Below are 23,672 nucleotides of genomic sequence, written 5' to 3'. Positions count from 1 at the left end.
CTCTCTCCGTTTCAGCAGTTCACGCAACTGGCAGGATAATCGACCAGCCTGCTCCATCCACTTAGCCTTCGAAGAAATTTGCGACAGAACCCATGTCGATCGCGCGATAAAGATATACCCAAAGTGTCCGATGCTGCGCGCGACACGAATGGTCGCTCTATTGATCCGGGTCGTTTTTGGCCTGCCAGACTTCAAAGGCTTCGAGGATGTCATCCCCATTTCTTTCGAAATGCGTTTCCACTTCCAACCCTTTCAGACCGATGAACGCATCGTCTGGAATATGCCATCTCAATTTCTTGCCCTCTGAAAGCGCTGCGTGCATCTTCGTTTTGTAGTCGAGGACACGTTCTGGTTCTGATGGTGCGTAGTTTCGCGACGCAAAGCTCGCGGCGTTCATACGCTTTAGGATGGCATCACTGCGGTGCACGTCTGCCTCAAATACCCCGAGAGGGTTTTTCTTGGCATCGTTCTCCCAGAGATACTCTTCGATCGACATTGGTGATCCAGAGCCGAGAAACAATTGCCATCCCGTACCAAGATCGCATTTCGGGTGCAGCACGCAGGCCATCGCCCAGTCCTCATCGAAAGGACCATCATAGTATATGTTGCTCGCAAGATAGTGAATATCCCCCGCATCCAACTTGGCCAGAAAAGCATGACCTTCCTCGCTATCTGGCATGATTTCGTGCAAGTTTAATAAGCGCGCGCTATCAAGCCATTTCTGCGTCTCATGCGCGCTCGCTTGGCGGCGGCTACGCGCCTCAACCTTTTCTTCCGACCTGTTTTCTTGCTGGAGTTTTTGAAAGGTATTGGCGTCATTCAATTGCCGAATAAGGCCACCTCGCTTCCCATCTTGAAAGAACTTCTTAAAAAAATTCACGCCGTTGGCCCTTTCCTACCCATGTCTTCCTTTTTTGCTAAACAAGCCGGATGTACGGCAAACTGTCGAATGCAGACATTTGTTCAATAGGCGCTGGCGGCAGATTCGTCCGTGTCTTTCGAGTGCGATCACAACTGGCAAGTCCATTCGTTCTGCGAGACTTGGAAGTTGCGTGTGGCTTTTGCGCCTAGGGGCTGCGGTCCCGCAATCAGTAAGAAACACGATGGCCGCATCTGCACCAGCAGAACGAAACTCGGAGCATCTTTCTACAACGTCGCCCCCGAGTTCTCCAACGCAAACGAGAAGAACTTTATCTTTCGAGAGACCTAACCGCGTTGCTGCGACGACCTCAAGACTCTCACTTCTCGACAGGTTTGCACGATCTCGAACCGGTGTATTGACGGCAATTCCTTGAATTCCGCTTATCCGCGATAACCTTGACGCCTGTGTGCTGATCACCTCCGGCGCCAGAGACAAGTCTTCTCTAAAGACCGCCAGTATTGAGACAAATAGGCCGCCTGAGATTGATTGCGAGGTCAGTCTTTGTGGAACGTAATTCAAATACCCAAACGCCCTACTCAGTTCGATGTCAAATGTCCTGCTTTGTCTAGGAAGCTTGGGCTAAGATGTGCTCATCTTGACCCAAGACTAGTACCTTGGCCAGAGGCTATTAGCTCTTGTCGTTCACCTCCGATGCGACTCGTCCGCTCGACTAAGTGGAAGTCTTGTGGACGGATTTACCTTTCACAAAACGTGGTTCTCCGGACGCAAAGAAGCGTTGCTGCTTGTCGTTTCCAAGTGAACTTTAAATCCATTGAGAAATGTACGAGCACGGCATGCGATGAGTGATTCCAACTCGACTTGCGCAGGCATTTTGAACACCCATTGCCGTACGCCGAGATAAAAGAAGCTGGAATGAAACCCCCAGATCAATTCGAGTGCCATCTCTCGATCCGATGGGTCGAGATCGGTTTTTCTTCCCATCTCTTGCAAGAGCTCGTCTAGGAGTGGCTCAAAAATACGCTTGCGCAGAAGTGCAATATATCTTTGCGAGATCACGGGGTCGTCAAAAGCTGACAGCAGAAAAATTCTGACCCAATCCTTTTGCAGGATGACCTTTGTGTAATCTTGAAGATACTGAACGAGACGCTCTTCAACAGAACGGCTCTTGTCGATCAAAGTTTCGTCCCATTCTGGGTCCCAGCGTCCAAGATAGACGCGTTCGTAGATTTTCTCCACGATATCGTCTTTGTGTGCAAAGTAGCGATACAAGAGGCTCTGGCTAATCCCCAAATGTTTGGCGAGGTCGCGCGTAGAGAAGTTCAACCCCCGGTCTGCTACAAAATCAATAGCCCCTTTTACAATCTGATGCTCGCGCTCTTGAGGTGAAAGGCGTTGTCGCTTTTTGGTTTGCGGTATTGTTGGTGTTTCTTTCTGTACCATAAGTCCCGAACTGCCTCTGCCTTGTAACCCACGTTGTTAGCTCACGTGCCCCTATATAGCATGTGCTGCGGATGCCACCCGCCGAAACGGGTGGCATCATAGATTTATCGCAAGGCGTAGGGAAGCCAGGTCGAGATTGCCGGAAAGAAGGCAACGATGATCAGGACCAGCACTTGCAAGCCAATGAATGGTAGCACTCCGAGATAGATATCCTTTGTCGATATCTGCGGAGGCGCTGCCGAGCGGAAGTAGAACAATGCGAACCCAAAGGGTGGGGTCAAGAACGATGTCTGTAGGTTGAGTGAGATCAAAATGGCAAGCCATATCGGATCGATCCCAGATGCCAGAAGCACCGGTGCAATCGTCGGAACAATTACAAAGATGATCTCAATGAAGTCCAGAATGAACCCTAGCAAGAACATAATCGCCAAGACCGCCGCAAGCGCGACATAGGGACCACCTGGAACACTGGAAATCAGATGCTGAACCGCTTCGTCACCACTAAATCCGCGGAAAACCAAAGACAGCATTGCCGCACCGATCAAGATCATGAAGACCATGGCGCTCAATCGCGTGGTTTCAGTAGCTGATTTGACAAGCGCTGATGATTTCACGGTTTTCAACAGGGCCACAAAGAAGAACCCGAAGAAGATGATCACCGGAATGCCGACGATGATACGTTCAGCGAACAAGGAAACCCCGACGTTTGCAAAGACAAGCTGTTTCAACAAGACTGCAAGCCCAAGAAATCCAAGGGCGATGTTAGCCCGAGCTCGATGCTCTGTGCCAAACCCGGCCAGAAGAATGGCGCCAGCGGCACCGATGGCTGCGGACTCGGTCGGAGTTGCGACACCGCCAAGGATAGATCCGAGAACACCTAGTATGAGTGCCAACGGAGGCACGAGTCGAGCCAAGAGAGTTGAAGCTGAGATTGTCATCTCATCTGCTTCACGCTCCGGCGGAGGGGGGCAGGTGTTAGGCGCAAAAAATGCCAGGCAAATCTGATAAGCGAGAAAAATCACCACCATCAACAGACCTGGAAGCAGCGCGCCGGCAAACAGGTCAGAGATCGAAACTGTGTCAGGTGAGAAGTTTCCCATCTCTAGTTGTGCCTTTTGATAGGCAGACGAAATCGTGTCAGCCAGCAGAACCAGAACCAAAGACGGCGGAATGATTTGGCCAAGCGTCCCCGCCGCGCAAATAGAACCGGCCGCAAGTTTTGGGGAATATCCCCACTTCAACATCACGGGAAGCGAAAGCAGTGCCATCGTGGTCACGGTTGCGCCGACAATTCCTGTAGAGGCGGCTAAAAGCGCACCTACGAGCGTAATCGCGTATCCCAACCCACCCCGACGACGACCAAATAAACGGCCGATGCCATCAAGGAGTTCTGAAGCGATGCCACTTCGTTCCAACATCGCACCCATGAAAACAAAGAGTGGAACTGCCAAAAGGATGTCGTTTGTCATGGCGGCGTAAATGCGTTGCGGAATCGCCGACAAGAACGACGCATCAAAATGTCCCAACAAGACGCCGAGCCCACCGAGAAGAAGGGAGAACCCGCCGAGTACAAATGCGACTGGAAATCCCGACATTAAGAACAACAAAAGGCCGCCGAATAGAGCGATCAAGTATATGTTGTGAACATCAATCATTGGTCTGCCCCCCAAGCCCGATACAGCGGGAAAAAATTGCAAGGGACTGAACAATGACCAACACCAATGCTACGGGGATTACCGTTTTGAACAAGAAAACACCCGGCAAACCTGTCGCTTCGCGAGACCCCTCAAAAGAAGCCCAGCTGTTGAGAACATATTCTCGCGAGCTCCAAAGCATGAATAGGCAAAGGGGCAGTAGAAATATGACGATCCCTGCAGCGTCTACGATGCGCTTTTTTCGTTCAGAATACGTGTGATAAAGCATATCGACGCGAACGTGCCGATCCGCTGCAAGACTATCAGCTAATGCAAGCATGAACATTGTACCAAACAGGTACAGTATCGCTTCCTGGGCCATCACAGAGCCGGCATCGAATAGGTATCGAGCTACGACAACAAAAAACTGTAGCAAGACCATCGCGACCGCCAGCCAGCGGACAGCTTTGCCAAGTTTTTCGATAATGAAGTCGAGCCAACTGCTTCCGCGCATATGGCCTTGGTGATCTGACATGTATTCCTCCCTGGAGTGGTGCCAGGAAGGTCCGCAAACCGGGAGCCCATTATTCAATTCTGGCACTTAATAGATTGAATGTTTCATCGTCGAGGCCAGGAAATCCGTAAAACCCAGCCTCGACGGTTCTGCTCGCTTCAGCTTTGGGCTGAAGGAACTGCCTGTATGGATGCCAGGATTAACCCTGTTGCTTCAGGCGTGCGTTTGCATAGTCGCCGATTTGACCCCATTCGCGCTGCGATTCACGGAAGGCAATCCAGCTTTCGTGTACCTTGCCAGCGATCTCGCTCTTTGCGGAGTTCTCGGCAAGCACGTCAGGTGCGATGCGTTTCATCTCCTCAACAATGTCGCTGGGCCATTCATGCAATTGGACGCCATGGTCATCAACCAATTGGTTCAACGCGGACAAATTGCGCGCATTGTATTCAGCGAGCGAGGTCATGTATTCGGCATCCGCGACTGACTGCAGAATTTCACGCTCCGAGTCGTTCAACCCTTCCCAAACGTCCTTGTTGATGTTGGAGCCGAGCGTATGACCCATTTCGTGGAAGCCGGGGTAGTAGTAGTGCTTTGCCGTGCGGTGGAAACCAAAGGCCAGGTCGTTCCAAGGCGCAATCCATTCCAAACCGTCAATTGTTCCGGACTGCAACGCAGTGAAAAGCTCACCGCCAGGGATGTTGATTGGGGTCGCACCAAGCTTTGAGAGCATCTGCCCACCGAGACCAGGGTAGCGAACTTTCAGACCCTGCAGATCGGCAGCTGACTTGATTTCTTCTTTGAACCAGCCACCCATTTGAGCGCCGGTGTTCAAGCTTGCCAGAGGTTTAACGCCGTGTGCGGCACCCAACTCGTCCCACAGTTCCTGACCGCCACCGAACTTCAGCCAAGTGAAATGTTCGTCCGCAGTCAATCCGAATGGAACGGTTGCAAAATAGACAAAAGCCGGATCTTTGCCGAACCAATAGTAGGGTGTGTCGTGGGTCAGGTCACCTGCGCCCGACGCTACCGCGTCGAGAACTTCGAACGGGGCAACGATCTCGCCGGCACCAAAAACCTTAAGCCGGAGCTTTCCTCCACTGGCGGTGGCGACACGTTCTGCGAAGCGTTCCGCACCCGTGCCAAGCCCTGGAAAATTCTTTGGCCAACAGGTGAGCATTTTGAGCTCAGTTCCACCTTCCGCAAGTGCAGGCGCTGCCAGCGCCGTAGCACCTGCACCCAAGGCTGCCGTTTGAACAAAGTTACGTCGTGAAATTTTGTTGGTCATGAGACCTCCCTTTCATTTGATCTGGATGAATTGACATGAGGCCACTGCAGCTGATCACGGGCCGATGAGCCCTGATCCAAAGCGCGTGAGCAAAAACGCCAGTTCCTGCAAGCGCGAGCCATCCTTCATGCCGAAGCGTCTCCACGCGTCAATCATCTCCTCTTAAATGGCCAAACGATCAATAAGAAAACTTTCTTGTTGCGTCAACATGCAAAATATCCTTACAAATGCTGTTTATATCGAATAATAGAGTGGTCGAATGATCAATAGAATCAAAATTTGACGAAGGAGGAGCGTATGCCAAACGACATGAATCCAAAAAATCTCTCTAATTGGACAGAGGAGTACCGTGCTGAAATCAAGGCGAATTGGAACAATCGTCAGGTGGGATCTCGCGTTGTGTCGGAGACAGACGCGATGCGGATCTGGCATCTCGAGCTGGAACCTGGAGAGCGTGCCCCGTTCCACCGGCATGAAGAAACCTATTTCTGGACCGTGACCGGGCCCGGTAAATCGCGCTCTCACTACCATGACGGTTCCGTGCGAGATACTGACTACCAAGCAGGTGACACGCGGCACTTTGAGCTCGAGGACGGCGACTTCTTTGTTCATGACCTTGAGAACATTGGCGACACGAAGCTCACTTTCGTGACGGTCGAGTTCAAAGCGAACTGAATAAACCAGGCTGCCATTGGATCGTGAGAAGCGAGGCCAATGGCAGTCATTGCAACTCACGATAATAGTAGAATCTTTGCTAGGCGCCTCCCAGATGGAAACTCACGTAGTCAGTGCATACGACCGCACAGAAATTGCCAAAATAGAGCAGTTGAACTGGTCGCAGGTAGACGCCGCGCTGGCGCGAGCGCAGAAGATACACCGCTCGGTGGACCAAAAGCTTCCGCGCTGGAAGCGCATCGAAATACTGGAGAACGCAGCTTCGATAATTTTGGCTCGTAAGGCGGAGCTTGCGCATCAAATTGCACTGGAGGGTGGAAAGCCTTTGGTGGACGCTCTGGTCGAAGTCGAGCGAGCCGCCAACAGTACCAAACTTGCTGCGTCGTTACTGATTTCCGAAAGAGGCGACGAAATCCCGATGGGGATTACCCCGGCAGGTGAGGGGCGGATTGCCTTTACCCGTAAAGAGCCCATCGGGCCGGTGGTTGCAGTGAGCGCCTTTAATCACCCGCTCAATCTGATTGCGCATCAAGTTGCACCTGCAATCGCAGCCAACTGCCCCGTAATCATTAAGCCCTCGATGCTGACACCATTATCCTGTCTCGCCTATGTCGACATTCTGCGGGAAGCCGGATTGCCGTCCGAACGTTGTTTCGTCGCGTTGTGCGACAGAGAGACATCGGAACGCATGGTTCGGGATCCTCGAACCGCTTTCTTTAGCTTCATCGGCTCCGCAAAAGTCGGCTGGTACTTGAGAAGCAAGCTCGCGCCAGGAACGCGTTGCGCCTTAGAGCATGGCGGAGTTGCGCCAGTGATCGTAGACAGTGACGTCGATCAGGATGACGCAATCGACAGCATCTGTAAGGGCGCCTTTTATCACGCAGGCCAAGTCTGTGTCTCTGTTCAAAGGGTGTTCGTCGTCGGAGAGCAAGCGGATGACTTTATCGAAGCCTTAGTCGCCAAAGCAAAAACACTTAACGTGGGTGATCCAACGCAACCTGAAACTGAAGTTGGTCCCCTTATCGCAGGCGTAGAAGTTGATCGAGTTTCCGATTGGGTCTCGCAGGCAATTGCCGAAGGTGCAGATTGTCGTTGCGGAGGCCGAAAGCTCTCTGAGACGTTATATGAACCTACCGTTTTGGTTGACCCCCCATACAACAGCAATGTTGCGCAGCGGGAAGTGTTTGGCCCCGTGGTTTGTGTGTTCAGATGTCGCTCTCTGGAAGAAGCCGTTGAGCGCGCCAATAGCGTGGATGCCTCGTTTCAGGCAGCTGTATTCACTCGAAACATAAACACTGCAATGCGTACAGCTGATGCATTGACCGGGTCCGCCGTAATGGTGAACGACCACACAGCCTTCAGAGTTGATTGGATGCCATTTGCCGGCCTCGGCACCTCTGGGCTCGGTGTTGGCGGCATCAAAGGCAGTTTCGAAGACATGACCTACGAGAAGATGACGGTCATTCGCACTTGAGGGCGAAGTTGCCCCTTCGGCGAATGACAAAAGGATAATTGGAGGAACCTATGAAAGCAGCAGAGCTGTTCGTGAAGTGTCTGGAGCATGAAGGTGTAGATTATATCTTCGGGGTTCCGGGCGAAGAAAACATCGACGTTATGGACGCCTTGATCGATAGTCCAATCGAGTTCGTGACGACCCGTCACGAGCAAGGTGCCGCGTTCATCGCCGATGTATATGGGCGGCTGACTGGGAGAGCCGGCGTGTGTCTTTCGACACTCGGTCCAGGGGCGACAAACCTCGTTACAGGTGTTGCTGACGCTAATATGGACCGGGCGCCCATTGTCGCGATCGCCGGACAAGGCTCGACCGATCGCCTACACAAAGAAAGTCACCAGATTCTTGATTTGGTGAATCTCTTCGAGCCCATTTCAAAATACTCGACACAAATTCGAACACCGGAAATCATTCCGGAAATCGTTCGCAAGGCCTTTAAACGCGCTCAGGCAGAAAAGCCGGGATGTTCGTTTATCGATCTGCCGGAAAATGTGGCTGGAGACGACTTGGACGCCACTCAACCACTGAAAGTTCAAGCTCCTATGCCTCCAACGGCGCCTGTAGGAAAATGTGCTTCCGTCGCTGAAATAATCGGTAAAGCCAACGTTCCGGTAATCATGGCTGGAAACGGGGTTATCCGAGGCGGAGCGTCTGAGGCCCTGGTTGACTTTGCCGAGAAGATGAACATCCCAGTGGCGACGACATTTATGGCGAAAGGGGTTATTCCGTTCAGCCATTCTTTAAGTCTTGGAACAATTGGGCTGAAAGCACACGATTTCGTGTCATTTGCGTTTGATGAAGCAGATCTCATCATCTGCGTGGGTGTCGATATGGTGGAATACCATCCCGCGCTTTGGAACCCTGAGAAAAGCAAAAAAATCATACATATCGACGAAAGTGCAGCCGAAGTTGACGCACACTATATCCTGGAGGCTGGGGTCGTCGGAACGATAGAGGATTCATTGTCGCGCATTGCTGCAAGATCTCGACGTCGCCCAAACACAAAAATTCACAAGCTGTCTGCCATCATCAAAGAGCAGATTGCAGAGCACGCAAACGATACAGAGTTTCCGGTTAAGCCTCAGAAAATTGTCTGGGATCTGCGCCAGGCGCTCGACCCAGACGACATCACAATCTCGGATGTTGGTGCCCATAAGATGTGGATGGCCAGAATGTATCAGGCCGAGGCGCCAAACACCTGCATTATTTCCAACGGGTTTGCTTCTATGGGGATCGCTCTTCCAGGAGCAATCGCCGCAAAACTTGCGTATCCAGATCGTAAGGCTGTTGCAGTCTGTGGCGATGCGGGCTTCATGATGAACAATCAGGAGATCGAGACCGCAGTTCGCCTGGGGCTGGATTTGGTGATCCTGATCTTCAACGACAGCAAATACGGTCTCATTGAATGGCACCAAGAGCGCCATTTTGGTCGCTCGACAAAGATTGAGTTCGACAACCCAGATTTCGTGAAATTTGCCGAAAGCTTTGGCGCCAACGGATACCGGGTTGAGAGCGCCCAAGAGTTGCTTCCAACTCTGCAAACTGCCCTCAACGATGGCACGGTTTCGGTAATCGACTGCCCCGTCGACTACCGAGAGAACATGAAGCTAACAGAACAGCTGCAAAACCTGACTTCGCCGATCTAACAGGGGGCGTTTAGATGACTTCATTTAGTTTTCAAACTACTCGCTCGGTTCTCGCCGAGATAGGGGCCACCGCCAAGATCGGCAAAATTCTCTCCGACCGGGGGTGTAAGAAAGCTGGTTTCATTACCGACGAAATGATTTTGAAACTTGGGTTGGCCGATCCAGCGTTGGAGGGGTTTCGGCAAGCTGGGCTTGATGTATGGATATTTTCCGGTGTTCAGCCTGATCCTCCTGAGGATATGGTCAAATCCGCCGTCGAGCGTGCCCGATCTGAAGGCATAGACTGCGTGGTCTCCATAGGCGGCGGTTCTTCGCTCGACACAGCCAAGCTAATCGCCGTTTTGGCAAACACCGATCAAGACTTGGCGGATATGTACGGCGTAAACCTGGTCCGGGGAGAGCGTCTTCCTCTGATCTTGGCACCCACGACTGCCGGCACAGGGTCCGAAGTCACTACGATTTCCATCGTAACGACAGGTTCTAATGAAAAAAAAGGGGTGGTCGCTCCCCAGCTCCTGCCTGACTTTGCTGTTTTGGATGCTGAACTCACTATTGGCCTTCCTGCACCGGTAACAGCGGCTACTGGTATCGATGCGATGGTACATGCCATCGAAGCCTACACGTCAAAGCGACTCAAAAATGTGGTGTCAGACTGCCTGGCGAAACAGGCGTTAGAATTACTCGGGGCCAATATACACAAAGCGTGTTTCAGCCCGGAAGATCGAGATGCCAGGGGCAATATGCTACTCGGTTCGATGCTTGCGGGGATGGCATTCGCAAACGCTCCGGTCGCTGCCGTACACGCATTGGCCTACCCGTTAGGAGGGCATTTTCATGTTCCTCATGGGCTGTCAAATGCGCTGGTATTGCCCCACGTGCTTGAGTTCAACTTGCCGAACACGCACTCAGAATATGCCGAATTGGCACCAATTGTATTCCCAGAGCTTGCAGGGCTCGGAGAATCTGAACGCGCCAATGCAATGATTTCACGGTTCCTGGAGCTGGGTCCTGAACTGGGCATGCCGAGCCGGTTGAGCGATGTGGACGTCAGCCAAAACCATCTGCCGATGTTGGCAACGGATGCCATGAAACAGGAGCGATTGCTGATCAACAATCCTCGCGAGATGACTTACGAGGCAGCGCTCGCCATTTATAGCAAAGCGCTGTGAGGTCGGCCATGCCAGACAAACCTTCCGAACCTTTCCCGTTTCTTGATATGTGGTTACGCTCCCAGAGCGCCATGATTGATGCTCAGCGACCATTCTGGGAGAGCATATCAAAATCACTCACTGCGAGCGAAAGTGAAGAAAGCGCGAGAATTGCCCAGCAGCTTTGGGACAAATCCGTAACAGCTAGACGAGATTGGATCTCGGCAGCGTTTCAGAATGCTCGCTGGGAAAAAGACACCAATGACATCGCTAAGACAACGCTCAGCAAGGTAATGGACCCGAGCCAGTTTCTATTGTTCGGATCAGATGAAGTTAATTCCACCATACAAAAGCTTGTCGATGGCCCCGGGCATTTTAGTTCTGCAGATCTCAGTGATCTTGGAGAGCAAACGACGAACGAGTGGGCGGCGCTTCGCGAGGCCAGCGCAACATATCGGAACATCGTCCTGAAGGCTTGGTGGGCGGCATATGAGATCTTCTTGAAGGAACACAGCGGTGATCTTTCAAAACTGGGGCATTCGCCGAATGAACTCATTCAGAACTGGCTCCAAATCGCCAACGAAGAACTCACCAAAACCCAACGCACCAAGCGCTACCTCGATGCACAAAGACAATTGTTACGTGCCGGCGTGGACTACAGGCTCAAAGAGCAGGAACTGGTTGAGAAATGGTGTGAGACGCATTCCCTTCCAACTAGATCAGAGGTCGATGAGCTTCATAAGTCAGTCCACGAATTGAAGAAATCGCTTCGAGACTTGACCAAGCAGATTTCTGATCAAGTTTCCGCTCCGCCGTCCCACAAAAAACCAGATTCCTCCAAGTCTTATGGAGAAAAGATATGAGTGACGAAAAAAACTCTCAATTGGGCGTGTTCCAAGATGCGATCAAATGGAATGACCAGATATCGAAAAGCCTGAAAAACCTGAGCGCGGTAAGTGCCGATGATGTGGATGTCGGCGCAACGCCAAAAACTCTTGTCCTAGAGCAAGATAAGGTCACGCTGCACCACTACGACCCGCTCCCAGACACTGAAGTACAAATTGGTCCAGTAATTATCGTGTATGGGTTGGTTGGGCGATACACGATGGTCGACTTGCAAGAAGACCGGTCTCTTGTGCGCAATCTACTCGGTCGCGGGGTGGATTTGTATGTGGTCGATTGGGGACATCCGACCCGCGCCGATCAGTACCTGACACTGGATGATTATGTAGACTGGTACCTTAATGATTGCATAGAGAGAATTCGAGAAATCTCCGGCGCCGATCAGGTGACGATCCTTGGAATTTGTGAGGGTGGTACGTTTTCCGTCGCTTATGCCGCTTTGCATCCTGAGAAAGTCAAGAACCTCATCTTGACCATCACGCCCGTAGATTTTCATGGTGATCTACGGGATGAAAATGAGGCCCATGGGTTCATCAATCTTTGGACCCGCAGCCTTGAGGAAGAAGATATTAATCGCCTGATCAAGGTCTTCGGGAACCTGCCTGGTGAAATTATGGCGAGCGTGTTCCAGATGATGACGCCCGTTCGGACCATGACAAAGTACAATATCGACCTTCTCGAAACAGCGTCGGACGAAAAACGACTTCTGAATTTCCTGCGAATGGAAAAATGGCTCGCCGATCGTCCACACCATCCCGGTGCAGCGGCCAAGCAATGGCTTATCGAGTTGTATAAGGAAAATCAGCTTGTGGAGGGGACTTTCGAACTCTCAGGACGCCGCGTTGACCTCAAGAATTTGGATATGCCGATCCTCAATGTCTTCGCCGAACAAGATCACATCATTCCACCACCATGTTCAACAGCTCTGGGCAAGCATGTCGGCACCGATGACTATACAGAGCTCGCGTTGCCAGGTGGCCATGTCGGCGTTTACGTCAGCAGAAAGAGCCAGGGCATTGTCGGGTCAGGTGTTTTCGATTGGCTGATGGATCGGCAGTAGCGCATGGGTCATCCAAGCATCAGTGTTCCTGCTCGAGACGCCATTTCCGTGATACGCGACGGCGACACAGTCTGTGTTTCTGGCTTTGTCGGTGTTGGAACGCCAGACGAGCTCCTGATTGCACTCGAAGAGAGGTTTTTGGAGACAGGCCACCCCAGAGATTTAACTTTGGTTTTTGCGGCAGCCCCGGGCGACGGTGGCGAGCGGGGATTGAACCGCCTTGCGCATAAGGGTCTCATCAAACGTGCTATCGGTGGCCATTGGTCGTTGGTACCTAAGCTATCAGCCATGGCTGTTGAAAACGAAATAGAGGCATACAATCTTCCGTTGGGCTGCATCAGCCAGCTCTATCGGGAAATTGCTGGTGGAAAGCCGGGCATGTTCTCAAAGGTTGGTCTTCGGACATTCGTTGACCCTCGACAATCCGGTGGGAAAATAAACGACCGGACAGTTCAAGACCTTGTCGAACTGGTACATCATCAAGGGGAAGAATGGCTGTACTACAAGGCCTTTCCAATTGATGTCGCGTTATTGAGAGCAACGACCGCTGATACAATGGGCAATTCCACAATGGAGCGGGAAGCCCTCAAGCTGGATGCCACAGCCGCAGCAATGGCCGCACATAATTCTGATGGGGCGGTGATCGTTCAGATTGAGCGAATGGCGATACACGGCACACTCTTACCCAAGCGTGTCATGATTCCAGGAGCACTGGTTGACTGCGTGGTTATCTCCAAGGCAGAAAATCACCGGCAAACTTACGCCACACCCTATAACCATGCCTATTCAGGTGAATTGCGTTTGCCATTGGATCAGGTGAATTCGCAACCACTAACTGAACGCAAGGTCATTGCGCGTAGGGCTGCTTTCGAATTGCCGATAGACGGCGTCGTCAATTTGGGCATTGGAGTTCCCGAAGGCGTGGCTGCTGTCGCGGCGGAAGAAGGGTTGCTCAACAACGTGACGCTCACTGCTGAGCCCGGCGTCATTGGCGGCATGCCACAAGGAGGGTTGGATTTTGGGGCCGCACTAAACCCCGATGCTGTCGTCGCTCAGAGCGCCCAGTTCGATTTTTACGATGGAGGCGGTCTCGATATGGCGTGTCTCGGCATGGCCCAGACAGACCGTTTCGGCAACGTGAACGTCTCGAAGTTTGGTCCGAAATTTGCCGGGGCGGGTGGTTTTATTAACATTAGCCAGAACGCTGGCCGCCTAGTTCTTGCAGGCACGTTCACTGCGGGGGGGCTCAAAACCGAGATTGGTGATGGCAAGATCAAGATTGTTCGCGACGGGGTTGTAAGAAAGTTCGTCCCATATGTTGAGCAAATCACCTTCTCCGGAGAGTTAGCCGCCGAGCGGGGACAACCCGTGCTCTATGTTACTGAAAGATGCGTTTTCCAAGCTTCGGCGGAGGGTCTGGTGCTGGTCGAAATCGCGCCAGGCATTGACCTAAAGAACGACATTTTGGCGCTTATGGATTTTATACCCATCATTCGTGAGCCGAAACTTATGGATGAGCGAATTTTTCGTCAGGATCAAATGGGTCTTCGCGAAGAACTATTTGGAGCATCCGTGGACACACGTGTTCAACTAAATGAGCATACTGGACAGTTGGAGATCAATCTGCGCGGCTTCTTTCTGAGTAGGAAAGAAGAGCTGTTCCAACTGGAGGAGCATGTCCGAGATCGGTGCAAAGGGCGAGAGGGGTCGATTGATTGCACAGTTTGGTATGACGGATTTGACGTCCATTCAGACCTGATTGATGAGTATCTTCGTTTGACCAGTGAGCTCGACGAGAAGGTGTTTAGAAAAGCGACCAGGATTACTAAGAGCCCGTTTCAAAGGCTCAAGTTTGGCGTGGAACTTGCCAAACGCGAACTACGATCCTAACGAAAGCTTCTGGGGAGAAAGTCAGTGACCTTACGCGCTTTAAAGTCAAATGACCAAGTCTCATCATCTGAGGCACAGGGCCGAAGTGTTATATTGAACCATGCAAGATGTATCAGTCGGCATGGATTTCACACACTGGCCTACCGTGAGTACCCATGCCTTGAACCAACCAGTGATGTAATATGCGTTCACGGTTTGACGCGAAACAGTCGTGATTTCGATGTGCTCGCCTCACGTCTTTCATCAACGCGAAGAGTTATTTGTGCTGACCTGGCTGGTCGCGGTGATAGTGATTGGCTGACCGACCCATCGGATTACAATCTCCTGCAGTACAACATGGACATGACCGTGGTGGCCGCCAAAGCGGGTCTCTCACGCTACGACTGGATCGGAACATCCCTTGGGGGTCTAATCGGCATTGCATTGGCGGGTCTCGAAAACTCACCAATTCAGCGCCTTATCATTAACGATATTGGGCCGGATATTCCGTTCTCGGCACTTCGTCGGATCACATGCTATGCGGGGCAGACGAACCAATTCGATAGTTTGAAGGAGGTTGAGAACCACCTTCGGCAAACGCTTAGCCCATTCGGGCCGATGACCGACACCGATTGGGCGCAAATGGCGCAAACCAGCTGTTTTGAAACGTCCGAAGGCTACCATATGCATCATGACCCAGACATTATGCAGAACTTCCGCAACTATTTTATGTTCATGCATTTCAATCTTTGGAAATTCTGGGACAGGATCAAATGTCCTGTTCTGGTGCTGCGGGGGATGGACTCCGATTTCTTGCCCGAAAGCTTGCTGGACAAGATGCTCCGCCGACTACCAAACGCAACTTCCATCGAGTTTCCGGATGTTGGGCATACGCCAACCTTGAACGCCACCGAACAAATCGAACCCATTCAGAGTTGGCTTGCCGAGACAGACTCCGGGATGCGCAAGACATAATCCTGATCAACAGAGGTTTTGACAGTTACATCTCGTTCGCCAGTTCGCGCATCCATCTTTCAGAAAACTCAAACTGACAATTCGATGCTTCCAGATTGTTTGGCTGGTGCCATTGCTTACGCTCCGCCGAGCGAAAGGACCGCCTATGCAGCTAGACCACGTCACAATCAGAACAAAGGATCCAGCGGCCGTAAAGTCGTTTTTTCTCTCGGTCTTTGACGAGTTGCAGGTAGGGTCGCGGCCTAAAGCGATCCAACATATCCCTGGGTTTTGGCTTTACGCCGGAGACAAACCGATTTTGCATTTGATTGCCACAAATCGACCGGGTCAGAACCCTCAATCTGAGGCTTGGGACCACGTCGCTTTTCGCCTGAAAGGTTACCATAAGTTTCGAGCCAGATTGGAGAACCTAGGCATTCCCTACAGCCCTATGGAGCTTCCTGAACTCAGCGAAAGACGGCTGTTTTTTAAGACACCGGAAGATCTCCTAGTCGAAACAGTTTTCCGCGAATGCAAATCATGAGGAGCAAAAAAAATGAGCTTTACCGAGACCACCAAATCGATCGTGATAGGAGGGACGTCAGGTATTGGACGCGCCGTTTGCGAAGCTCTGTCGAGGCGTCCTGGTGCCGTAGTCGCAGCAAGTCGTTCTACCGGCTTGGATATCTCTGAGAGAACCTCTATAGCTCGATTTTTCGAAGAACAGATCGATCTGGATCACCTCGTCATTACAGCGGGATCACAGGCCCCTGGAGGAGAGATTTCAGATCTCGATCTCAAAGCCGCCCGACAAGCCTTTGAAACAAAGTTCTGGGGTTCCATTGAGACAGCACAGATTGCCTCAAAATATATGCGAGCCGGAGGTTCAATTACTTTGACCTCGGGGTTTTTAGCACGTCGCACAGTTCCCGGGACGTTCACCAAGACCGCAATGAATGCTGCTCTGGAAGCCTCAACTAGGCTGCTCGCACGAGAGTTGGCTCCGCTTCGCGTCAATGTCGTGAGCCCGGGATTGACCGATACGGAAGCCTACGCCGGAATGGAGTCAACAGCGCGTTCATCAATGTTCCAGAACGCTGCCAACACTCTTCCGGCCGGACGCGTCGCCCGAGCTGAAGACCTCGCTCCCGCCTATCTTTTTGCGATCGATTCCCCGTCTATGACCGGCGCAACGGTTGATGTCGAAGGCGGCGCGCTTATCGCTTGATAGCTAACATTTACAAAAACCTGATTGCGTAGGTCGGCGACCCAAGGTTGCCGACCTTTTTTATAGAACTGAGTTTAAGCGGCCCAAGAGTCAGATTTCTTACGATGGCAGATAACAAATATGACGTGCCAAAAAACACAGGAGCATATGTCGCTCTTGTTGTTTCTGTTGTGATGTTAGGTGTTAACTGGCCCTTTATGAAACTAGGCCTAGCCTACTTTAGCCCATTTTGGATGGTGTCTCTCCGGTTTTGCCTCAGTGCACCTGTTGTTGCTCTACTGGTCGTTGTGCTCAAAAGGCGTTTGCCCGTTTTTAACAGTTTGGACCTGCGGGTGATTATTGGCGTCGCACTAATGCAATTTGTCACTCAGATGGGGCTTGTGACGCTGTCGCTAAAATGGATTCCCGCTGGAACTGCGAGCATACTTATCTACGCGACGCCCCTTTGGCTTGTCCTGTTGGATCTATTGGTCTTTCGAGCCAGAATCGAAAAACATCGTCTCGCCATTACCGTTGCATCTGCATTTGGGTGTGCCATCGTGGTCTTCAGCTCCAGCCAGGCGATGCCGGTTGTTCCCCTATTCATGGTTCTTCTAGCGTCAGTTTTCTGGTCGCTCTCGATGCGACTGATTGCAACACATAGGTGGTCTGGCGATGTTCCGGATGCAGTTTTTTGGCAATTCTTGCTTGCAGGCCTTGTTACATTACCGCTGGCTTGGTTCATGGATGGATCACTAGCACCAGAAGCATTATCGCCGCCGGGCTTGCTCATCTTGCTATTTGTGGGTCCCTTTGCGACTGGGCTCGGGTTTGGGCTAATGATCGTCGCAGGTCGTTCCCTTCCTGTCGCACGAGTTTCGCTGGTCAGCACGGCTGCCCCACTCATCGGTTTCCTGAGCTCGGCATTTATCCTTAAGGAAGCGATTACTGTCTGGATCGCTTTCGGCGGCGCTGTCATTTTAGCCGCTTTGGTTGCGGGATCATTTGAGACAGTCAGGCGTAGTGCCAAAGGCTAGCTCACAAACTGCGTAAACCGCGCACTGATCGACCTCACAAGAATTGCAGGTGCTGGCCGAATATCGAGGTTTTGTGTCCTCTTACAGAATGCAGGCCACATGATTTACGTCCATTCTTGGAACAACGCGTGAATCCAACAAGCGTAGTTTACCATTGAAAGGAATGCGAAGATGGCCGCCTCGGACCTACCTACACCCGACTTTGCAAAAAACATGAAACTCATTGGTCATTGTGATCAGGGTGGTCGTCCGGATGGCGTTCAATTGATGATCAACAAGGGCTTTGCCTTCACAGGGCACATGTTTTCAAAAGGCTTCAGTGTCATAGACGTACGCGATCCTCGGAACCCTAAGCCGGTGAACTATATCGCCGCCCCGAAAAATACTTGGCACCTTCATCTGCAAACTTACGAAGATCTCTTGCTGGTTATAAATGCGAAAGACATGTTTGCATCGGCTGAGTTTCAGGATGAGAGCGAATATTATAAGGGCGCGCTTGGTCGGAAAGTCGGCACTGCGGATATGAACCGTGAACGCGACTGGACCGCGGGGATGTCCGTTTACGATATCAAAGACCCAGCAAATCCACGTCAAATTGGTTTCTTTTCTGTAGAAGGCGGTGGTATTCACCGGCTTTGGTACGCTGGTGGTCGATGGGCATACGCATCGGTACTGCTCGATGGATTCACAGACTACATATTCATGACCATCGATATGAGTGATCCATCTAATCCAAAAGAGGCCGGGCGCTTTTGGTTGCCGGGAATGAATGCGGCGGCAGGAGAAGAACCTGCAGATGAGAATGCCCGCGGTGGATTGCACCACGCCATTGTAGACGGTGATATCGCTTATGGCGCGTGGCGCGATGCCGGCATGGTTGTAATGGATGTTAGTGACCGGACCAATCCAGAGCTGATTGTGCATCGCAATTGGTCGCCGCCGTTTGGTGGAGGGACCCATAATTGCTTGCCCTTGCCCGATCGGGACCTGCTCGTCGTCGTAGATGAGTCTGTTCTTGATAATTGTGAGGATGGTATCAAACACATCTGGATGTTTGATAACCGTGTTCCATCCAATCCCGTCAGCATTTCGACTTTCCCTGTCCCGTCTGAAGCCGACTATTGTAAGAAGGGGGGGCATTTCGGCCCGCACAATATCTATGAAAACCGACCCGACGGTCTTGTCAGTGATCAGCTGATTTTTTCAACCATGCAGAACGCGGGTATTCGCGTTACCGACATTTCTGATGAATACCGCCCCAAAGAGGTTGCAGCGTTTGTGCCGCCAGCGCCCAAAAAGCTGGTTGATCACCGGCCAAACCGTCCCTTGGTCATTCAGAATTGTGATGTCTATGTCGACAAGCAAGGATTGATCTACGCTAATGACTACAATGGCGGGCTCTACATTCTTGAGTACGAAGGCTGACATGAAAGACCTGCCACCTCAAGGAATGCCAGATGTCAGCCTGACCGTCACTTCCTATTTTGACAGTTTAAAAAGTCACGGATTCTCCGGAGAGCTGGCGTCGGATACAGCAAGCCGAATTGCTTGCTCGACCGACAATTCGATCTACCAGATCATTCCGCAAGCGGTGGTTTATCCCCGCTGCGGTTCTGATATCGATCTGCTTGTGCAGGTCGCTCAGGAGGAAGCGTTTTCTTCTCTGAGATTTTATCCGCGGGGTGGCGGAACATCGACAAACGGACAATCGCTGGGAACAGGCGTCATCGTGGACACATCGCGTTTCATGCAAAACGTCCTGAGTTTTGACCAAGCCAAGGGTTTGGTGCGTGTCGAGCCGGGTCTGGTGCGCGACAAACTGATTGATTTCCTGAAACCGCATGGCCGCTTTTTTGCGCCACATGTCTCAACCACGAGTCGCGCGACCCTTGGAGGAATGACGTCAAACGACAGTTCCGGGAAAGGATCAGTCGTATATGGCAAGACTTCTGACCATGTTCATTCGATAGAATTTGTTCTGCCCAACGGAGAATGTGTTGAGATAGGGGAGGTGGCAGAGGCGGGTTTGCCAACCCTCGAAGGCACAACAGGAGAGCTGGCCCGACGGGTGGATGCCATTCTGGCACCTCATGTTAAGGAAATTCAGAAGCGCTTTCCTGACATGAAGCGCGGGTTTACCGGCTACAATCTGAAAGAAGCGCGGAATGTGGACGGAAGCCTGAACCTTGCGAAATTGGTGGCAGGGTCCGAAGGAACGCTTGGATTCATCAAATCGATCACTCTTAAGGCAGAACCAATTCCGGCCCACACGGTGCTTACCGTTCTGGTCTATCCCAGCCATGAAGCGGGACTGCGCGCTGTTCCGGGTCTACTTGAGGCTCGTCCTCACGCGATCGAGTTCATCGACGACAAGATTTTGGGCGCTGCATTGCGTTCACCCTTCGCGAATGATGTGCGGGATGTTCTGGGAATTGAAGGGGATGGTGAGGCGCTGGCGGCCCATTTCTTTGAAATGTCGGATGATGATGGCGATACTCTGGATTGCCGTCTGCAGGAATTTCTGGCACATTTCGAAACCTTGCCCGATGCAGGCCTGCGCCCAATCGGCGTCAAGGTGTTGCGGGACCCGGATCAGATCGCTCGTGTCTGGGAGATCCGCCGCGCCTGTCAGGGTTTGCTCGCTGGTTTTGATCGCAACAAACGTGCTGTCGCCTTTATTGAAGATTGTGCGGTTCCACCAGAACATCTGGCCGATTTCGTTGGCGAACTGGAAGAAGTGCTGTCAGCAAAAAATATTCCGCTGGGTATGTATGGCCACGCCGATGTTGGCTGCGTCCACATTCGACCGCTGATGAACCTGAATTCCGAGGACGAGCGGCGGCAAATCCGTGAAATCTCGGATGCGGTGTTTGACCTCACACGCAAATATGGTGGCCTTTTGTGGGGTGAACACGGCAAGGGTTTGCGCGGAGAATACTCAGAACAGGTTATCGGGGCCTCGCTCTATAAGGTTATGCAACAGATCAAGGCGGCATTCGATCCTCTCAACCGGATGAACCCGGGAAAAATTGCCCATCCAGATGGTGGCTCCTCGCAGCTTCTTGCTTTGGATGGCGTCACCATGCGTGGCGAATTTGATCAGCAGATTTCACCGGACGTCGCACAATCCTTTTCAAACATGCTGCGATGTGATGGCAATGGGGCCTGCTTTAATCAGGATGAAAAGCAAGCATTCTGCCCGTCTTACAAGGCGACAGGGGACAGACGGTTGTCCCCGAAGGGGCGTGCAGGAATGCTTCGAGAATGGGCGCGCAGTCTGTCTCAGGAGCAAGAGTCACAAGTGTCCAATATGGCTGAGGCCCTACATGAGGTTCTGGGTACGTGCCTTGCATGCAAAACTTGCGCAGGCGCAGGCTGTCCGGCGAATGTTGATATCCCAGAAATGAAATCACAGTTCTTGGAATGGTATCACCGATCACAACCCAGGCCGATATCCGATATAATGGTGGCCAATCTTGAACGGTTGGCTCCTGTTCTGGATCATTTTGGCGGAATCGCAAACTGGGTGCAGTCAACGAAGATCGTCAAGAAGCTTATGGCAGATCGGGTCGGTCTGGTAGACATACCAAAACTTACGAGCCGACGAGAGTTTAAAAGGGCGCTCAACAAGCTTGAGGTTCCAATACTTGCCGCGGGAAAGATATTGGCGATGCAGCCCAGGACCCCCAGCAACACGGTTGTCTTGGTCCAGGATTGTTTCACAAGTTTCTACGATAGCGATGTTGTACTTGCCCAAATCCAGCTTATAAAAAGGCTCGGTTTCCGCCCGATAGTGCTGCGCTATCGGGAGGGCGGAAAGCCGCTGCACGTAAGGGGCATGCGCAGGCGCTTTAAGTCCGTTGCCACCCGGCAGGCGCGTGATCTTGCGCAACTTGATCATGCAGGCTTTACCTTGGTTGGCGTGGATTCAGCAACAACGTTGATGTACCGACATGAATATCCTGACACTCTAGCAGACTGCCCGGAGTTCCGGGTGAAAGTCTTGAGTGAATGGCTATCTGAGGTGAAGCTTCCACGGCTATCCGGACTTCAAAGCTTCGCCGTGATTCAGCACTGCACCGAGCGGGCTCTCATCCCAGAAGCATCAGCGCAATGGATGCAAATCTTTGAGAAATTTGGGATCAAATTGAAAGTCGTCAATGCAGGATGTTGCGGCATGTCCGGCCTGTTCGGCCATGAGACGGAACATCAAGAAATTTCTAAGATGCTCTACGATCAGAATTGGCGAAGAATTGTTGAGGCGGAAGATCACACAGACTTGATTGCGACCGGCTACTCTTGCCGTTCGCAAATCAAACGTTTGTCTAAGGTTACCGCGCTGCACCCAGCAGAAGCGATTCTTCGAGCGTGGTAGCAATCTAGCCCGCCTAGCGCGAAACCGATGTACATCTTTCCGTACCTACCTTCGTAGGCTCCGGCGATGGCTTGGGCTAGAGGCCTTCGCGTTCTTTGTTGTAAGGATGATCAGGATCGTTCCCAAAGACCGCGCGATAAGTGTCGTATCTCTTGCCACGATGCTCTCGATACAGGCACACCAGAGACAAACCTAAACTGGAGGCCACAATAAAAATGGCCAGGGCCGGCATTGGGTATTGAGATAATCCAGAGCCTACCGCGCCAGCAGCGCAAACTAGCGTTAGGAAGCCTGTCGTTTTGTGGTAAGTCTCCATACGACGGCGGCGACGCGTCATGCTGAAATGATCCCCTTCCCAGGTTTTTGGATCAGCAGGGTCGGCAATTTCATAATATCGGCCACCATGGCTGCCGCGGAAAAACGCCGAGACTCCTTGTAGTATTCCAAGCGCAATGGTGGCCAACCCGAAGTATGAGTGAACCGTTCCAGAGAACCCCTGACTAACTACAAGAGCAACCCCCATCCCCGCCAATGACATGAGGATTGCGATGTTCAGTCCGTATTGATGAATGTGAAACCAAATCCACTCCGGTCGCCATATCGTGCGATAGGCCGTAATACCTATTTTTGTGGGTTTGGGTTTATAATAGCGCAACGACATAATGCATATTGGCACCAGAACAAGCCAGATACCGGTCATGAGTATCGCATGATAGTTCCAGTGAATCTCGACCGTTCTACCTAAGAACTCAAGGTAGACCTCTTTAGGTATTTGGTGCTCATTGGTCATGCTTTCCTCCCTCGGTGAGTTTCAGGTGTCTGCTGTGCGGGGACCGGCAATGACCGTGAAGCTAGCCTTCGCCAGTGTGTGTTGATGGATAAAGAATCCGGCGAGCGCGCCTGTAGCGTTCTCAGGCACCTCCAGTTTCTCAACGTCCAATGCATGCACATAGAATGTGTATCGGTGTTTGCGTCCAACTGGGGGGCAGGGGCCAAAGTACCCTGGTTCTCCAAAATCGGTGTTCGCCTCCTCTGAACCGATCGGTTTTGGTCCGGCTGCAATCCCCGATAGGGTGGCCGGAACATCGAACAGAACCCAGTGCCAGAAACCACTGCCAGTAGGAGCATCCTGGTCATAGAGAGTGAGGGCGTAACTCTTGGTGCCCTTCGGTGCATTGCTCCAAGTTAGATTTGGACGTTCGTTCTGTCCGGAACATCCAAAACTGTTTAGATATTGAGCCGCGGAGATATTCGCATATTCCGCCATGCCTGGACTGGATAATGTGAATGTTTGAGTGTCGATCACTTAATTCTCCTCCGTTTCATGTGTCACGCGCCATCTCGATGGCCAACTGGAAGGGCTCTGCGATTACGGCAGAAGGCAAGCGCGGTTAAAAGTGTAGAAAACAGCTTGATGGTATCTGGCCCAAAATAGCACGCATTGCCAAATTCTGCCATTTTCGGTCAGATGCTGCATGCTGAATTCGGCCAATAAATTTCGGCTATCGGACAGTGTCTGATCAATAACA

At 51.8% G+C, this 23,672-nt stretch carries 19 protein-coding genes; 12 read left to right on the top strand and 7 right to left on the bottom strand.

Annotation, left to right across the window (positions count from 1 at the left end; all coding sequences use genetic code 11):
* Positions 1 to 157: 157 nt before the first annotated feature.
* From ACR0IY_RS21575 to ACR0IY_RS21555, 5 genes are all read right to left on the bottom strand, one after another.
* Positions 158 to 880 carry a hypothetical protein gene (locus ACR0IY_RS21575; RefSeq protein WP_480677034.1) on the bottom strand — a complete coding sequence of 241 codons (723 nt, stop codon included), beginning with the start codon at positions 878 to 880 and terminating at the stop codon, positions 158 to 160.
* Between the two features lie 744 nt (positions 881 to 1,624).
* Positions 1,625 to 2,323: a TetR/AcrR family transcriptional regulator gene (locus ACR0IY_RS21570; RefSeq protein ID WP_480677033.1), complete on the bottom strand. Its 699-nt coding sequence runs from the start codon at positions 2,321 to 2,323 to the stop codon at positions 1,625 to 1,627.
* A gap of 104 nt (positions 2,324 to 2,427) precedes the next feature.
* Positions 2,428 to 3,978, bottom strand: a complete 1,551-nt coding sequence (locus ACR0IY_RS21565) for a TRAP transporter large permease (protein ID WP_480677031.1) — start codon at positions 3,976 to 3,978, stop codon at positions 2,428 to 2,430.
* Positions 3,971 to 4,492, bottom strand: coding sequence for a TRAP transporter small permease subunit (locus ACR0IY_RS21560; RefSeq protein WP_480677029.1), 522 nt, complete (start codon positions 4,490 to 4,492; stop codon positions 3,971 to 3,973). Before ACR0IY_RS21560 ends, ACR0IY_RS21565 begins: the two co-directional genes overlap by 8 nt.
* A 178-nt stretch (positions 4,493 to 4,670) precedes the next feature.
* Entirely contained in the window at positions 4,671 to 5,756 is a 1,086-nt protein-coding gene (locus tag ACR0IY_RS21555; protein WP_480677027.1) for a TRAP transporter substrate-binding protein, read from the bottom strand.
* A gap of 297 nt (positions 5,757 to 6,053) precedes the next feature.
* Between ACR0IY_RS21555 and ACR0IY_RS21550 the strand changes: the two genes are divergently transcribed.
* The 12 genes from ACR0IY_RS21550 (at position 6,054) to ACR0IY_RS21495 (ending at position 22,143) form a co-directional block, all read left to right on the top strand.
* Positions 6,054 to 6,431: a cupin domain-containing protein gene (locus ACR0IY_RS21550; protein WP_480677025.1), complete on the top strand. Its 378-nt coding sequence runs from the start codon at positions 6,054 to 6,056 to the stop codon at positions 6,429 to 6,431.
* A 94-nt stretch (positions 6,432 to 6,525) separates the two neighbouring features.
* Positions 6,526 to 7,905, top strand: coding sequence for an aldehyde dehydrogenase family protein (locus ACR0IY_RS21545; RefSeq protein WP_480677023.1), 1,380 nt, complete (start codon positions 6,526 to 6,528; stop codon positions 7,903 to 7,905).
* 50 nt (positions 7,906 to 7,955) lie between these two features.
* Positions 7,956 to 9,590, top strand: coding sequence for an acetolactate synthase large subunit (locus tag ACR0IY_RS21540; protein ID WP_480677021.1), 1,635 nt, complete (start codon positions 7,956 to 7,958; stop codon positions 9,588 to 9,590).
* Between the two features lie 14 nt (positions 9,591 to 9,604).
* Complete coding sequence (locus tag ACR0IY_RS21535; protein ID WP_480677019.1) at positions 9,605 to 10,759, top strand: iron-containing alcohol dehydrogenase; 1,155 nt, start codon at positions 9,605 to 9,607, stop codon at positions 10,757 to 10,759.
* Positions 10,760 to 10,767: 8 nt separating this feature from the next.
* Positions 10,768 to 11,601: a poly(R)-hydroxyalkanoic acid synthase subunit PhaE gene (locus ACR0IY_RS21530; RefSeq protein WP_480677017.1), complete on the top strand. Its 834-nt coding sequence runs from the start codon at positions 10,768 to 10,770 to the stop codon at positions 11,599 to 11,601.
* Positions 11,598 to 12,701 (top strand): class III poly(R)-hydroxyalkanoic acid synthase subunit PhaC, encoded by a 1,104-nt coding sequence (gene phaC, locus ACR0IY_RS21525; RefSeq protein WP_480677015.1) that lies wholly within the window; start codon positions 11,598 to 11,600, stop codon positions 12,699 to 12,701. The genes ACR0IY_RS21530 and phaC overlap by 4 nt, the downstream gene beginning before the upstream one ends.
* A gap of 3 nt (positions 12,702 to 12,704) precedes the next feature.
* Complete coding sequence (locus tag ACR0IY_RS21520; protein ID WP_480677013.1) at positions 12,705 to 14,591, top strand: acyl CoA:acetate/3-ketoacid CoA transferase; 1,887 nt, start codon at positions 12,705 to 12,707, stop codon at positions 14,589 to 14,591.
* Positions 14,592 to 14,615: 24 nt separating this feature from the next.
* Entirely contained in the window at positions 14,616 to 15,545 is a 930-nt protein-coding gene (locus ACR0IY_RS21515) for an alpha/beta fold hydrolase (protein WP_480677011.1), read from the top strand.
* A 535-nt stretch (positions 15,546 to 16,080) separates the two neighbouring features.
* On the top strand, positions 16,081 to 16,752 hold the full coding sequence (locus tag ACR0IY_RS21510) for an SDR family oxidoreductase (RefSeq protein WP_480677009.1): 672 nt from the start codon (positions 16,081 to 16,083) through the stop codon (positions 16,750 to 16,752).
* Positions 16,753 to 16,856: 104 nt separating this feature from the next.
* A complete protein-coding gene (locus ACR0IY_RS21505) occupies positions 16,857 to 17,768 on the top strand; it encodes a DMT family transporter (RefSeq protein ID WP_480677007.1) in 912 nt (303 codons plus the stop codon).
* Between the two features lie 171 nt (positions 17,769 to 17,939).
* Positions 17,940 to 19,193 (top strand): LVIVD repeat-containing protein, encoded by a 1,254-nt coding sequence (locus ACR0IY_RS21500; RefSeq protein WP_480677005.1) that lies wholly within the window; start codon positions 17,940 to 17,942, stop codon positions 19,191 to 19,193.
* Positions 19,150 to 22,143 (top strand): FAD-binding and (Fe-S)-binding domain-containing protein, encoded by a 2,994-nt coding sequence (locus ACR0IY_RS21495; protein ID WP_480677003.1) that lies wholly within the window; start codon positions 19,150 to 19,152, stop codon positions 22,141 to 22,143. The genes ACR0IY_RS21500 and ACR0IY_RS21495 overlap by 44 nt, the downstream gene beginning before the upstream one ends.
* Before the next feature lie 76 nt (positions 22,144 to 22,219).
* Here the strand turns inward: ACR0IY_RS21495 and ACR0IY_RS21490 are convergent, their stop codons facing one another.
* Positions 22,220 to 22,933 carry a cytochrome b561 domain-containing protein gene (locus ACR0IY_RS21490; protein WP_480677002.1) on the bottom strand — a complete coding sequence of 238 codons (714 nt, stop codon included), beginning with the start codon at positions 22,931 to 22,933 and terminating at the stop codon, positions 22,220 to 22,222.
* Between the two features lie 21 nt (positions 22,934 to 22,954).
* Positions 22,955 to 23,449 carry a YbhB/YbcL family Raf kinase inhibitor-like protein gene (locus tag ACR0IY_RS21485; protein WP_480677000.1) on the bottom strand — a complete coding sequence of 165 codons (495 nt, stop codon included), beginning with the start codon at positions 23,447 to 23,449 and terminating at the stop codon, positions 22,955 to 22,957.
* Positions 23,450 to 23,672: the final 223 nt, after the last annotated feature.

The sequence above is a fragment of the Ruegeria sp. BC1 genome (assembly GCF_056539305.1).
The sequence above is the reverse complement of the archived record's forward strand: the minus strand, read 5'-3'. Positions and strand labels throughout refer to the sequence as shown.

Excerpts from the sequence above, each read along its gene's own strand:
- ACR0IY_RS21570 (WP_480677033.1), bottom strand. The coding sequence starts at position 2,323 with ATGGTACAGAAAGAAACACCAACAATACCGCAAACCAAAAAGCGACAA.
- ACR0IY_RS21565 (WP_480677031.1), bottom strand. The coding sequence starts at position 3,978 with ATGATTGATGTTCACAACATATACTTGATCGCTCTATTCGGCGGCCTT.
- ACR0IY_RS21560 (WP_480677029.1), bottom strand. The coding sequence starts at position 4,492 with ATGTCAGATCACCAAGGCCATATGCGCGGAAGCAGTTGGCTCGACTTC.
- ACR0IY_RS21555 (WP_480677027.1), bottom strand. The coding sequence starts at position 5,756 with ATGACCAACAAAATTTCACGACGTAACTTTGTTCAAACGGCAGCCTTG.
- ACR0IY_RS21550 (WP_480677025.1), top strand. The coding sequence starts at position 6,054 with ATGCCAAACGACATGAATCCAAAAAATCTCTCTAATTGGACAGAGGAG.
- ACR0IY_RS21545 (WP_480677023.1), top strand. The coding sequence starts at position 6,526 with ATGGAAACTCACGTAGTCAGTGCATACGACCGCACAGAAATTGCCAAA.
- ACR0IY_RS21540 (WP_480677021.1), top strand. The coding sequence starts at position 7,956 with ATGAAAGCAGCAGAGCTGTTCGTGAAGTGTCTGGAGCATGAAGGTGTA.
- ACR0IY_RS21535 (WP_480677019.1), top strand. The coding sequence starts at position 9,605 with ATGACTTCATTTAGTTTTCAAACTACTCGCTCGGTTCTCGCCGAGATA.
- ACR0IY_RS21530 (WP_480677017.1), top strand. The coding sequence starts at position 10,768 with ATGCCAGACAAACCTTCCGAACCTTTCCCGTTTCTTGATATGTGGTTA.
- phaC (WP_480677015.1), top strand. The coding sequence starts at position 11,598 with ATGAGTGACGAAAAAAACTCTCAATTGGGCGTGTTCCAAGATGCGATC.
- ACR0IY_RS21520 (WP_480677013.1), top strand. The coding sequence starts at position 12,705 with ATGGGTCATCCAAGCATCAGTGTTCCTGCTCGAGACGCCATTTCCGTG.
- ACR0IY_RS21510 (WP_480677009.1), top strand. The coding sequence starts at position 16,081 with ATGAGCTTTACCGAGACCACCAAATCGATCGTGATAGGAGGGACGTCA.
- ACR0IY_RS21505 (WP_480677007.1), top strand. The coding sequence starts at position 16,857 with ATGGCAGATAACAAATATGACGTGCCAAAAAACACAGGAGCATATGTC.
- ACR0IY_RS21500 (WP_480677005.1), top strand. The coding sequence starts at position 17,940 with ATGGCCGCCTCGGACCTACCTACACCCGACTTTGCAAAAAACATGAAA.
- ACR0IY_RS21495 (WP_480677003.1), top strand. The coding sequence starts at position 19,150 with ATGACTACAATGGCGGGCTCTACATTCTTGAGTACGAAGGCTGACATG.
- ACR0IY_RS21490 (WP_480677002.1), bottom strand. The coding sequence starts at position 22,933 with ATGACCAATGAGCACCAAATACCTAAAGAGGTCTACCTTGAGTTCTTA.